Annotated in this window: 14 protein-coding genes; 4 read left to right on the top strand and 10 right to left on the bottom strand. The window is 46.7% G+C overall.

Going from position 1 to position 12,887, the window contains the following annotated elements; translation table 11 throughout:
- The first annotated feature begins 1 nt into the window (after nucleotide 1).
- The 4 genes from BMZ72_RS14580 to BMZ72_RS14565 all read left to right on the top strand — a co-directional run bounded on the left by BMZ72_RS14580 (nucleotide 2) and on the right by BMZ72_RS14565 (nucleotide 4,504).
- A complete protein-coding gene (locus BMZ72_RS14580) occupies nucleotides 2-1,624 on the top strand; it encodes a RagB/SusD family nutrient uptake outer membrane protein (RefSeq protein WP_177222790.1) in 1,623 nt (540 codons plus the stop codon).
- Nucleotides 1,625-1,665: 41 nt separating this feature from the next.
- Nucleotides 1,666-2,811: a SusE domain-containing protein gene (locus BMZ72_RS14575; protein ID WP_089809436.1), complete on the top strand. Its 1,146-nt coding sequence runs from the start codon at nucleotides 1,666-1,668 to the stop codon at nucleotides 2,809-2,811.
- 44 nt (nucleotides 2,812-2,855) lie between these two features.
- Nucleotides 2,856-3,998 carry a glycoside hydrolase family 76 protein gene (locus BMZ72_RS14570; protein ID WP_089809434.1) on the top strand — a complete coding sequence of 381 codons (1,143 nt, stop codon included), beginning with the start codon at nucleotides 2,856-2,858 and terminating at the stop codon, nucleotides 3,996-3,998.
- Between the two features lie 218 nt (nucleotides 3,999-4,216).
- Nucleotides 4,217-4,504: a GIY-YIG nuclease family protein gene (locus BMZ72_RS14565; RefSeq protein ID WP_089809433.1), complete on the top strand. Its 288-nt coding sequence runs from the start codon at nucleotides 4,217-4,219 to the stop codon at nucleotides 4,502-4,504.
- Nucleotides 4,505-4,684: 180 nt separating this feature from the next.
- Here BMZ72_RS14565 and BMZ72_RS14560 read toward each other — a convergent pair whose 3' ends face one another.
- The 10 genes from BMZ72_RS14560 to BMZ72_RS14515 form a co-directional block, all read right to left on the bottom strand.
- Entirely contained in the window at nucleotides 4,685-4,846 is a 162-nt protein-coding gene (locus BMZ72_RS14560; RefSeq protein ID WP_012789266.1) for a hypothetical protein, read from the bottom strand.
- 45 nt (nucleotides 4,847-4,891) lie between these two features.
- Nucleotides 4,892-6,106 (bottom strand): DUF3570 domain-containing protein, encoded by a 1,215-nt coding sequence (locus tag BMZ72_RS14555; protein ID WP_089809431.1) that lies wholly within the window; start codon nucleotides 6,104-6,106, stop codon nucleotides 4,892-4,894.
- A gap of 6 nt (nucleotides 6,107-6,112) precedes the next feature.
- The gene (locus BMZ72_RS14550; RefSeq protein ID WP_089809429.1) at nucleotides 6,113-6,349 is read right to left on the bottom strand and encodes a DUF4266 domain-containing protein; all 237 of its coding nucleotides are present in this window, start codon (nucleotides 6,347-6,349) and stop codon (nucleotides 6,113-6,115) included.
- Complete coding sequence (locus tag BMZ72_RS14545) at nucleotides 6,336-7,262, bottom strand: FAD:protein FMN transferase (protein WP_089809426.1); 927 nt, start codon at nucleotides 7,260-7,262, stop codon at nucleotides 6,336-6,338. Before BMZ72_RS14545 ends, BMZ72_RS14550 begins: the two co-directional genes overlap by 14 nt.
- A 6-nt stretch (nucleotides 7,263-7,268) precedes the next feature.
- On the bottom strand, nucleotides 7,269-7,697 hold the full coding sequence (locus BMZ72_RS14540) for a thioredoxin family protein (protein ID WP_089809424.1): 429 nt from the start codon (nucleotides 7,695-7,697) through the stop codon (nucleotides 7,269-7,271).
- Nucleotides 7,698-7,803: 106 nt separating this feature from the next.
- The gene (locus BMZ72_RS14535) at nucleotides 7,804-10,386 is read right to left on the bottom strand and encodes a mechanosensitive ion channel family protein (RefSeq protein WP_089809422.1); all 2,583 of its coding nucleotides are present in this window, start codon (nucleotides 10,384-10,386) and stop codon (nucleotides 7,804-7,806) included.
- A 119-nt stretch (nucleotides 10,387-10,505) separates the two neighbouring features.
- Entirely contained in the window at nucleotides 10,506-11,084 is a 579-nt protein-coding gene (locus BMZ72_RS14530) for a nitroreductase family protein (protein ID WP_089809420.1), read from the bottom strand.
- Nucleotides 11,085-11,100: 16 nt separating this feature from the next.
- Nucleotides 11,101-11,529 carry a thioesterase family protein gene (locus BMZ72_RS14525; protein ID WP_089809418.1) on the bottom strand — a complete coding sequence of 143 codons (429 nt, stop codon included), beginning with the start codon at nucleotides 11,527-11,529 and terminating at the stop codon, nucleotides 11,101-11,103.
- Nucleotides 11,530-11,585: 56 nt separating this feature from the next.
- Nucleotides 11,586-12,182 carry an RdgB/HAM1 family non-canonical purine NTP pyrophosphatase gene (rdgB, locus tag BMZ72_RS14520; protein ID WP_089809416.1) on the bottom strand — a complete coding sequence of 199 codons (597 nt, stop codon included), beginning with the start codon at nucleotides 12,180-12,182 and terminating at the stop codon, nucleotides 11,586-11,588.
- Between the two features lie 33 nt (nucleotides 12,183-12,215).
- Complete coding sequence (locus BMZ72_RS14515) at nucleotides 12,216-12,713, bottom strand: hypothetical protein (RefSeq protein ID WP_089809414.1); 498 nt, start codon at nucleotides 12,711-12,713, stop codon at nucleotides 12,216-12,218.
- Between the last annotated feature and the right edge of the window lie 174 nt (nucleotides 12,714-12,887).

The following is a 12,887-nucleotide window of genomic DNA, read 5'->3' as shown; positions in this document are numbered from 1 at the left end:
TATGAAGAAATTATTATTACCCATACTCTGCGTCACTGTGCTGTTCTCCTGCCGTAAGCTGGACCAGCCTATCACACGCGACTATACAGATGCCGCTTACTGGCGTACTGCTGATGACGCCCTCGCTGCCCTCGCCAGTTGCTACGAGAACCTGTCTGACGACACTTACTACTTCGGAGACGAAGCGCTTAGCGATAATGGTTATGTAAACGGTACCGGCTACAAAGGTGTTTCCCTGATTGCTGGTGGTGCTTACGATCCTTCCAATCAGCGTCTCACAGAAGAATGGAAATACCGTTACACCTGTATCCGCAAGTGTAATACGGTAACGACGAATATCGACAGGGTTACCGGACTGGATTCTACCCTGAAGAACCGTATTCTCGCTGAGGCCAGGTTCATCCGTGCTTACTCTTATTTTCAGCTGGCTGGCTGGTTTGGTGATGTACCATTCTACACCAACCTGATCACCATTGAAGAGGCACGTTCTATCAGCCGTAGCAACCGCGAGACAATACTCGATTTCGTAGAATCCGAACTGGCCGCGATCCGTAATGCATTACCGGTGAATAACTACAGTGGTGCAGGCAACGGTTACCAGGAAAAGGATAAAGGCCGTATTACCCGTGGTGCTGCAATAGCCCTCAGTGCGCGTGTACATATGTTCAGAAGTGAATGGCAGAAAGCGATCGATGATTGCCAGCTGCTGATCAACAATGCTACAAATGGCACCTACGCCCTGCAAAATAGTTATAGCAATATTTTCAGTCCGGCGAATGAATTCAATAACGAAGTCATTTTCGATATTCAATATGGTGGTGGCCGTACAAATGGCTCACAGCGTAACTTCCTGCCGCAGACAGTTGCACTGCTGAGAAGTACGCTGGTACCAACGCAGGACCTTGTTGATGACTATATCATGCTGAATGGTAAAGGTATCAGGGAGGCGGCTTCCGGTTATAATGAAAATGATCCTTATACCAACAGAGATCCCCGTCTGAATGCCACGATCCTCCACGATGGTTCCACCATCACAGATTTCGATGGTAAAGTGCAGACCATCCTGACTAAGCCAGGTTCCACGCCGGCTACCAACAGTGTGGATGATCAGGGTGCTTCTCCCACCGGTTATTATTTCTACAAATATTACGACCGTACTGCTACCAACTACGCTTCCGGTCTGAACCTCATCGTGATCCGTTATGCAGATGTACTGCTGATGTATGCAGAGGCTAAGAACGAACTGAGCCAGCTGGATGCCAGTGTATGGAATCAGACCATCCGTGCACTACGTGTACGTGCCGGTTTCAATGATGCAGGCGCTACTGAGTTCCCGGGTGTAGGACAGGAAGCGCTGCGTACGATCGTACGTCGTGAAAGAAGGGCTGAACTGGCTTTTGAAGGGGTAAGGGCTACTGATATCCGTCGCTGGAAGATCGCAGATCAGGTGATGAGCAGACCCGTAAGAGGTATCAAAGTGTCTGGTGGCGCATTCAGAACCGATGCAAACGGTTATATCATCGCGGAAGACAGGCTCTTCACAAATCCTAAACATTACCTGTGGCCGGTGCCTACTTTCGAACGCGACCAGAATACAAATCTTGGCCAGAACCAGGGTTGGTAATTGTCAATTAACAATTAGGAATTTTTTCAAACTGATACGATATGAAAACATTTTTCAGCAATATACTACTCGCATTACCGGTTGCACTGGGTGTAATCCTGACCGGTTGCGGTAAAGATGACCACGAACTCAATACCAATCTGCAGCCGGTAAGCAGACTCACAGCTCCGGTGAATGAAAAATATATCAAACTGCAACCTGCTACAAGTGCAACTGTCACTTTTGAGTGGGACCAGGCGCGTGCAGAAGATGGTTCATTAGTCTTGTATGAAGTAGTGATCGACAAAGACGGTGGCGACTTCTCCAATCCAATTGCGAAAATAGCTTCAGATGGTGGTGGCGTGCAGAACAAACTGACCCTCTCTCATAAAGACCTGAACAGTATTGCAGGTAAAGCGGGTATTGCTGCCCTGGCTACCGGTAAACTGAAATGGACGGTAAATGCTTCCAAAGGATATAATATCCAGCCAGCTGCCGAGAGCCGTACGCTGGAAGTGGAAAGACCAAACGGTTTCGCAGAAATTCCAGTAGACGTATTCCTGACCGGTGATGCAACAGAAGCTGGTGCTGACCTGGGACAGGCAGTGAAACTGAAGTCTACCGCACCGGGTGTATTTGAGATCTATACTTCCCTGAAAGACGGTAAATACAAATTTGTAGACAGGACCAGTGGTACGCCTAACAACTTCTTCATTGATGGTGGTGCGCTGAAAGAAGCAGGAGAAAGCACACAGTCCGGTGGTACAAAAGTATACCGTCTGCGTCTGGACTTCAACAACGCAGCTGCGAATATCACAGAGATCACTGCTATCGGTCTGTGGTTTGCACCTGAGAACAGTATCATGTACGATCTGAGCTACACCAGCAAAGGTGTATGGTCATTTGAAAATAAACTGATCAACTTCCACCAGGAATCATGGGGTCGTGACGAACGTTACAAATTCCGTGTGAGCGTAAAAGCAGCAGATGGTACACCTGGTACAGAATGGTATGGCAGTTCCAATGCGGATAATAACCGTCCGACGGCTACCACACCGCTTTCTTTCTGGGAACTGAAAGCAATCACCAATAGCGATCAGTATAACTATTGCTACAAATTCGCTTCAGAGGTTGATACTAAAAACTGCGATGTAAAACTGTATTTCTCTCCTGACAAAACTTACACCCACGAAGTGATCGTGCGTTAATCAGGGGCTGGAATCACATCATGCAAACGATCAATTAAAAGCTTATGCGTCGAATCTTTCTGCTATTTACGATAACAGCGGCTATGGCCACCACCTTCACCTCATGTCTGAAAGAGCCTGTGGATGATGGTCCGGGACCTGGCGCCGGCAAAACGACTTACCAGTACAACTGGCCTGCTATTGCCGATTCATCTGCTGCTTCACTGGTGAGCAATTTCTATAACCAGAGCGGCAAATATTTCAATAAGAATAATGCAGGTGACCTCACCTTCAACTACTGGCCAAATGCGCATGCGCTGGATGTGCTGACGGATATTTACCTCCGTACCAATAATCCAGCCATCAAAACCCGCATGGATGAATTGCTGGACGGTATGAAGACAAAGAATGGCAACACCTACATCAATCACTTCTATGATGATATGGAATGGATGGTACTGGCTTGTCTCCGTGCTTATGAAGCGACCAGTGACACCCGTTATAAAACCACCGCAGAACTGCTCTGGAATGATATCAAAGGAGGATGGGATGAAACCTGGGGTGGAGGTATCTACTGGAATAAAGACCGTCAGAATAAGAACACACCTGCCAATGCACCTGCTGCTATTATCGCAGCACGGATGTACCAGCTGAACAGGAACGGGGAAGATCTGGCCTGGTCTAAAAAGATCTATGACTGGCAGAAAGCTAATCTCGTAGATCCGGTAACAGGATTGGTATGGGATGGTCTGGATGGTACCGGTACCAATAAGGCATGGAAATTTACTTACAATCAGGGCGTATTCATTGGCGCCGGTGTTGAATTGTACAAGATCACCGGTGAACAGGTATACCTGAGCGATGCACTGAAAACAGCTAATAACTCGCTTACAAGCGATTTCGCCAGCAATAACATCATGAAAGATGAAGGTGGTGGAGATGGTGGTCTCTTCAAAGGTATCCTTGTACGTTATATGATGCTCCTGATCACGGATGGCAGCATTAACAGCAGTGATGCGTCGAAGTTCATCAACTTCCTCCAGCTGAATGCCCAGACGATGTGGTTGCAGGGTACTGCCCGTCCGCAGGTATTATTCAACACCAGCTGGACTAAAACGGCTACGACCACGGATCTTACTACTCAGTTGAGTGGTGCTATGCTGATCGAAACAGCCGCAAGACTGAAAGCGCTGGAACTGATCGACTAAACTCCTTTCGCCATAACGGGATCGCATTCCGGAAACAGGAATCAGGCGTTTGAATAAAAGGTTGAGTATACACAGGACGGACCTGTCTGTGTAGCTAATACTTATTCAGATGCCCGATTCCTGTTTTTTATGAGTATATTCGTCTACCTATGAATCAAGGCAATAGAAAGGTTACCTGCATGGGGTAACCTTTACTTATTTCAGGAATAACTCTTGTTATGTACACCGTTTATGTCCTATTTTCCCGCCAGTTCGAGAAAGTTTATACTGGTCACACCTCCAATCTCGTGAAGCGTTTTCATTTTCACAACACATATGGCCGTCAGAAAGGTACCTGGCCATTCCGTCCCTGGGAAGTCGTCTATACCGCTCATTTCGAAGATAAACAGCTGGCACTCAGGTGTGAGTGGCTGCTGAAATCAGGGAAAGGGCGTGCCTGGCTATGGAACCGTATCAGGGAGGATTATTATAGAGATGGGTATATTAGTGGCGTGGTGCCGGAGTAACAATTATGAGAAGTAATGTTATTTTTTTTGGAAAAAATCGGAAATAATCCGATTTACGCTTCGAATATTGACAAGATGAGTCTAGAAACTAAGATTTAGTTATCTTTCAAGATATTATCATATAACCATAATAATAGATCCGGTTTTTGTGCTTTTCGTACAAAAACCGGATCTATTCTTTTATTTCCTCCCTCTTCCCACCAGCCACAAAATAATCCCTACTACAAACGCAACAGCCAGCACACCTACCCATACTCCGGCTTTGAATATACCTCCCACTACTTCACAGCTGCTCAGTAACATAACGGCAAAGGCCAGCAGGCCCAGTTGTAAGCTTTTCATATACTCTTTTTAAGGAAGTATATCATACTCTGTGCCAAGGGCGACCTATGCCTTACTTCGTTTGAAGTCCAGCAGCAGGGATATCATATGGGCTGATAAACCGTCAGAGCGTTTGTAGAACGCATACCGGAGCCCGATTTCCTGGAAGGAATAGTGTCTGGACACCTGCTGGAACAGTGCGTAACGGACATTGATGCCTGCTTTATAACTGTTGAAGTGACTCAGGTCATAATCAGATGTATAGTAGCTTTCCTGGAGCTGATGTGTTTTGTACGGCTTGAAATACTTCGCTTCCGTCTGGGTATAAAAGCGGAATAAAGGGGCGATTGTCAGCTGTGGCGTGGCCTTTACGGGTACTTCCAGCTGGAGTGTGTGTCCGGTGATGCCGAAATTATCGTGGTAAAAACGATAATAGGAGCGAATAATGGTACGCTGGCCGGCGAACACATTAAACTGGAACCCAATGGGGAACTTCCACCGCTCACGTGGCAGGTTTTCCACTCTTGGGGCATTCTGTTCTGTGAAGTAGACACGGTGAAAAGGAGTAGAGAGTAATCCTTTCTGGTACACCAGTTCGGGGAAGATGGCAAATTGCATCCGCTGGTTGACAACCTGGTAAAGGGCCAGGTTGAGGTTATAGGAGGTGCGCCGGTAGATATCAAACCAGGCCGTGTCTCTGAGTTCGGAGGGGTAGACGAGGGTCTCCGGACTGTAATAATCCGGATCAAACCTTCCCCATCGCAGGTCATCAAAGTAACACTGCAATCCGGCAGACCATTGCCGGCTATGATCAGCATTGTCATGTTCAACAGATACACCAAGTGGTACAGACAGATAATCTGACTCCAGTGCAATGCCGCTGTTGATGCCTATGCGGACATTCGGTTTTTTCAGCTGCCGGCTATAACCCGCATTCAGGTGAAAACGGTTGTCATGCAGCGAAGCAGAAGATTTTACGAAGTCAATATTATCTGTAGAGGCAGAGGTGATCATGTCGATGCCCAGTCCGAGGGAGTAGGTGTTCCGCAGGTCCGGGCGGTGCGTAATAGACACATCCGTAGCATATACCTGTAGATTTTCCGTACCTGTTCCTCCGGTGACAGCAGAATGATTCCCATCCTGTGTATAAAAAGAGAATAATACCTGTATATCCGTCTGAGATACCTGTTGTTTCTTATAAGCCGAGCTGTCGGTCCTTTGCTGCGCAGATGCTGAGAAATAGGCTGCCAGCAATCCCGCCGCAATAAATAATCTTTTCATGCCTGATTAGTTACAACCACAACCACCGCTGCTTTTGCCACTGCCACCACCACTGCTTCCTTCACGGTAAGTCTGTACGTTTTCATCAAATTTTTCCATTTGTGTTTTGCCCGGTTGCATTGATTCATCATTCAGATAGGCACGCTGATAGGGTTTTACTGCTACACAGGATTGCAGTAACAATATGCCCAGTATAGCCGTTGCGCTGAAGAAGAAAATGCTCCCGCTATTACGCTTTCGCATGTATTTGAATATTATCCGATTGAAAAATTGTATTATTCCCGTCTATTATGATACAATGTACTTCCGGTAACTGGTTCACCAGATTAAGCCCCACTTCAGGTCCCATAACAGTGATCGCGGTGGCCAGTGCATCAGAAAGCTCCGCACTGGGACTCACGACTGTCACGCTTTTTATATACGGTACCGGCCACCCTTTACGCGGATCGATGTTATGTGAATAACGGACCCCGTTTCGTTCTACATACTGCTCGTAATTGCCGGAGGTAGCTACAGAGGCATTATTGACCGGTAACCATAAAGAGATCTGCTGTGGATCATCAGGATGTGCAATCCCTACTTTCCATGGTCCGCCATCTGGTTGTGTACCCCAGGCTGTCAGATCGCCACTGGCATTTACTACACCACTGGTGGCGCCATCTGCTATCCAGAGTGCTTTCACCCTGTCCGCTGCGTAACCCTTGCCAATAGCGCCAAAGTCAATACGCATACCCGCACGTTTCAATTGTACACAATGATGCTCCAGTAAAGCGATATGTTGGAAGCCGGTACATGCCATCGCCTGTGCAATAGCATTGTTATCAGGCCAGGTAAAATGATCGTATTTGAAATTGAAAAGTTGCTTTAATACACCTGCTGTAATATCGAATGCTCCCTGTGTGATCGTACTGATCTTATTACAACGAAGCAGCAGCCGATATACTTCCGCTGGTACCGTGAGGGGAGTACCACCTGCCTGTGCATTGAGTTGTGCTGTCACAGAGGTCTCGCTGAACACTGTAAGCAATGATTCTATGCGTCTGATCTCAGCTACTCCCTGCTCCAGTCTGCGATTCGCAATAGCCTCAGTTGCGCCGGTGGCTATCAGTTCAAAATCAGAACCCATTAACCGCGTATGAAGCTTACTGCTTTGCATGAGGTATTATTGAAGAAGGTGTTTAAGCGTAGTGATAAACCCATCTGGTGTTTCCTCCCGGTAGGGGATGTAAGCAAGCAGTTTTTTCTGCGGACTTAACAACACCAGTTGTGGAAAAGCGCCATCCGGATTAAACGCTGCCGCGAGTGAATCATATTGTTGCCGGAGGGGAGCGGCGATCTTTTTTCTCTGTGGAAAATCAGCCTCCAGTAACACCAGGTTTTCTCCTGCGAAACGCAGGAAGCTGCTATCTGAGAGTATCTGTTTATTGAAACGGATGCAGGGTATACACCAGTCGGAGCCGGAGAAAACTAACATGATTTTTTTGCCCGATGCCTGCGCCTGCGCGAAAGCTTTATCAGGGGATTGAAGAACCTGTGCATGTGCAGATTCTCCCAAGGCTACAATCAGAAGCAGGAACAAAATACTTCGCATATCGCGACTGGTTTATATTGGCACGGTTACCTGTTACAAATGTACTGGAAATTTGCCATACGGTTCCCGGCTGCCGCTATCGTTCATGTTAGTATAACTTCACCTGCTATGGATTTGGAGCAGGGCTTTCCGGTGCGGAAGGCCTTTCTCCGGTACCACCAGCTCCCGGCGGAGTTCCCGCGGGTGTCGGCGTCACTGCTGCTATCGGTGCAGAAGGTGTGGCCGGTGTCGGAGCAGGTTGCTGTTTCCAGATGCCTGTTTCCATATTGAACTGGAATTGCTGCGGTCTCGGATAGGCGATACTGATACCCGCCTCCTGTAATTTGATATAGATATCCGTAAGTACCTCGCTTTTTGTCACGCCAGCCTGTCCAAGATCACTGATCCAGAACATCGCCTGTATATCTACACCGGTATCACGGAAGTTCTGTAATAACACTGTCGGATCAGGCGATTTCAGAATATCTTCCTGGTTCACCAGATACTCTTTGATAACAGTGAGGGCCTTCTTCAGATCACTACCATAAGCGACACCTACCACTACGTCTACACGACGTGTTCTGCTGGTCAGTGTCCAGTTCACCAGCTGCTGTGCAATCAGGTCGCCATTCGGTACGATCACTTCAGAACCATCTCCGGCAGAGATCTTACTGGAACGGATACCGATCTCTTTTACTACACCCGACCTGCTGCCTAACTCTATCACGTCTCCCACCTCTATTGGTTTTTCAAATGCCAGAATGATGCCCGATACCAGGTTATTCACAATGTTCTGCAGACCAAAACCAATACCCACACCCAATGCGCCTATTACAATAGCCAGTTTATCCATCGGTATACCAGATGCAGCAAATGCCAGCAGTGTTCCGGCCGCGAGCACCGCCAGCCTTATCAGGAGCATCGCTGATCCCAGTTTCTTCTGTGGTTGCGATGACTGACCGGTATACCCCAGCAGATAGGAGAGGATCTGTGTCACAACAGTTGACAACCAAATGATCAGCAGGAATATGATCACACTGCTAAAGGAGAAGGTGAAGTTGCCGATCTTTCTCTCCGCCACCAGCATGTTACTGATCATCTCGTAGAGCGCGTCATACATGTAAAGATTACGCGCCAGTAATGCGAGCCAGCCGATAGAAGCAGCAATGTAAAAGATCGTCTTTAAACGTGATTTGATGTTCTGATAGTCGATCATGGAAATGAAGGTGCTGGAATCCTTCTTGGCTTCCACCTGTATATAGATCGCCTCCATCAGTATTTCCACCATCAGTACAATGCCCAGGGCCATGGTAATACTGACTACACTGGCAGCCCCCATTATCTTGGCCGCAGCTACTCTGGCCATCAACACGAGGATAACGGATAGTCCACTTAATATCATAAATGTCCAGATGGCTGAACGGGAATATTTGGGCAAGGGCAATGTGGTATTCCGCAGCGTACGGAGGAGATAGATGCCAAGAATGATGGCTAATATTCCTCCAATGAAAATGCCCCACTGCTCAAAAAATGTCACCTGTATCAACAGGTTATTGACACAGTACAATGCCAGCAGGAACACCAGCAAATACCATCTTTTTAACAGATTAGGAGGAATGCTGTCGCGGATGATCACTGTTGTGGCAATGGCCGTGATCATCCAGCAGATGCCGGAATAAAATATGGGGTACTGGATAGAGATCAGGAACGAAAGGGTAGATGCGAGTAATATCGTACTGGCGATAGGGTAGCGGTACAGATAACGGGAATGTTGCAGGATGGTTTCTGCTTCCCGTTCTTCATGTTTGCTTTTGATTTTCCGGGCGTTGAATTTTACCCACCATAAAAATAGTGCTGCACCCAGTAACCAGATCAGGTAAACAGGTCCGCTGACAGCAAAGAATATCTTAAGAATGTTGAGGTTTTTGCGAACAGAACGATGGAGTACTTCCGGGAATTTGGGTCCTTTTTTATCCGGTAAGGGCGGCTCCCACAGATAACTGAAGTCTTTGTTAAACATACGCTGGCTGAAGCGGGTCAGCTGATAATCCATATCCTCCAGTAAGTTGGTCACGTCGATATAACGCTTAGCCACCCTATTCTGCAACAATCCGAGATGTAGCAGATTCGTCTTATTGGCACTGTCTACCTGCCGCCATTTCTGGATGAGTGAGGCCATTTGTCCGACGTAAATACCCCGTAGTTCATCTTCCGCAGGGATATTCCGCATGCTGGTATCTTTCCGTAGTAGCTGAAGGGTATCTGTGATATTTACCAGTCTGTCGTGAAACTTAAACAGTACATCCTGCCAGCTATCCAGTTTTCTTTCCAGTTGCACCAGCAGTACCCGGTTTGTATAAAGATCATGTACGTTATTGGTACTGCCGATAGCCGTCATGTCTTTCTGTACTACCCGCATAGATGAGTCGATCAGTGGAATACTTTCACTGATCTCAGCCGTATCAAGTCCGCGCCGTAAGGTGCTCATTACCTGATTCAGCATCAGGGTATAGGTTTCCAGTCGGGTAATGATGATCGCTACAGAAGTGTCTGACAAGCGGATCACCGATTTACCGGAAGTGTCTTTTACCTGTTGGGAAATAATTTTGCTGAGCGTCGCGCTGTCAATAGGCTTGGGTGGAGCCGTTTGGTTCTGTGCGAAGAGGTTGGCACTGACAAGAAGGGCGATCAGAAAGATATGGAGGCGCATGGCAAACAAGAACAATTAGGAATTAACAATTAGCAATTAAGAATTAGGAGTTAAAAACTAAAAGAGGAAGGCAATTAGCTTCCAAGTCTTAATTCTTAATCCCTAATTCTTAATTGAAACTACATCCACTTGAATTTCTCTTCAGCAGGCTTCAGTCTTCTGCCTTCCGGAATCTGTTCGTCCGTGTAACCGAGATAGAAGAAACCGAGCACTTTATCTTCTTCACGTAAGGAAAGGTATTCCTTCATCGCCGGGTGGAAGGTCATACCACCTGAACCCCAGTAGCCGGCCAGTCCTTTTTCGGTAGCACCGAGCCAGAGGTTTTGTGTTGCGCAGGCAACGGCAACAATTTCTTCCAGTTCAGGAATGGCTGGTTTATTGCCTCTTTTCATACAGATTGCAATCACATGAGATGCGAGATCACCCTGCTGTTGCAGTTTCTCGTAGCTTGCGGATGCAAATTTCTCAGCAGGAGTATTGGCTTTGTAAATGTCAGCATGTGCCTGACAGAATTGTTTTACGCCTTCTCCACTGAATACAACGAAATACCACGGTTCAGTATAGCCGTGGGTTGGTGCCCAGTCAGCCAGTTCCAGTATTTCACGTACCTGTTCATCGGGGATTCTCTTCCCGTTCATGCTCGCCGGTTTGATATTACGACGTTGCCTGATAATATTCGTCAGATTTCCGTTTTCCATTCTTATACTTGATTGTTTATGCAGATATTTTTTCTTTCCATTCTTCCGGAAGTCTGGCGACTTTCCTGTTGGTATAATCAAAGAAGATCATACCTGATTTTGCTTCCGCGATGAGGATGGTTTTACCATCACGGACAGTAGTGATCCTGTAATAAATGTCAAAGCCGAAAGGAGAGATGTCAGCTGCTCCGATGGCGATATCAAAGATATCCTTAAGGAATCCTTCTCCTTTGTATACGAGTGCAGCATCTGCCATGATAAGACCGGTTTCCGGACCTCTTTCTTCCAGTCCCAGGGCGTGCAGGTAATTGATCCTGGCCTGGTGAAGAATGGACAGGATAGCATCATTGCCTACGTGTCCGCCATAGTTCACATCTGTTACTCTTACCGGGATCTGTGTGGTGTAACCCAGTTTTTCCGGTATATCTATTTTAACTCTTGCCATGCTTTATATTGATAGATCTTTTACTGCTGTTAAGTATACTGCCTGTCGGTGCATTTTCAGAGAGAGAGGCTCTTCGTGCCTTCTGCTTTCAGGAAAGTGACCAGTTGCTGGAAGGCTTTTGCACGGTGACTGAACTTGTTCTTTCCTGCCATATCCATTTCTGCGAATGTGAGGTCTGATCCATCTGGGATAAAGATGGGATCATACCCGAATCCTTTACCGCCGCGGCTTTCGGTGAGGATGGAACCCGGACATACACCGGTGAACTGATATTCCTGTCCGCCAAGGATCAGGGAAATGACAGTTCTGAAATGTGCTTTCCTGTTTTCCTGTCCGTTCATTTCTTTCAGCACTTTGGCGATGTTGTCTTCCGCAAGTTTTTGTTCACCGGCATAACGGGCTGACAATACACCCGGAGCGCCGTCCAGTGCATCTATCTCCAGTCCGGTATCTTCTGAGAAACAGTCTTTACCGGTCATTTCAAAAATGACAGTTGATTTCTCCCGGGCATTTTCTTGCAGGGTATCATGCGGTTCAGGGATATCGATATCGATACCTGCTTCCTGCAGGGTGATGATAGAAAAGCTGTCACCCAGCACAGAGCGGATTTCCTTTACCTTGTTTTCGTTATTGGTAGCAAATACAAGTGTCATTAGAAAAGCGGTGTTTAATGTCTTTGGCAAATATTATATACCCAGTAATTGTTTCAGTCCCATCCAGAGTTTTCCTTTCAGCATCTTATCCTGTGAGATGAGTTGCAGCTCATCAGAGCAGATCAGCTGGCAACCATTCACCTGTACCATCTGATAGGCTGATACAGCTTCGAGTCCCATTGCAGCAGGAGGGATACCAAACAGTACGGCCTGCTTCATGGGTACCGCAGCCTGCCAGGTAGAGAAAGGCAGATTACCGTACTGAGCGGTGTTGATGAGTGCGATATCCTGTACGCCGAGTTTACAGGCGTTTAATATATTAGTTAACAGGTTGAACAAATCATCGTTTAAGTATGCATCACCGGCATTTTGTATGAATAGCGCGATGTTTTTTTGATTTTCACCTAAAAATTTGACTTTAGGAGCCGCTTCCGTCACGACTGCAACAGGTTCCTTTTTTCCCGGAATGAGAGGCTGGGTGTATATCCTGGCCAGTATGTAAGGATCGAGTTGCAATTTATCGAAAGACATGTTTATGTGTATTTAACTTAATATATCGTTTCCCTTTGGGGAAAAAATCAGTTTATTTGCATCTGACAGTGAGCAAATGTAAGAGTATTCAATTTTAGATTCAGGATTTCCGACTTTAGATTTTAAACGGGAACAGGGCCAGGAATTGAAATTCAGACACCAAAACATCAATAA

It is taken from the genome of Chitinophaga sp. YR627 (assembly GCF_900114995.1).
Classification (GTDB): Bacteria; Bacteroidota; Bacteroidia; order Chitinophagales; family Chitinophagaceae; genus Chitinophaga.
Note: the sequence above shows the minus strand (reverse complement) of the source record. Positions and strands in the feature narration are given on the sequence as shown.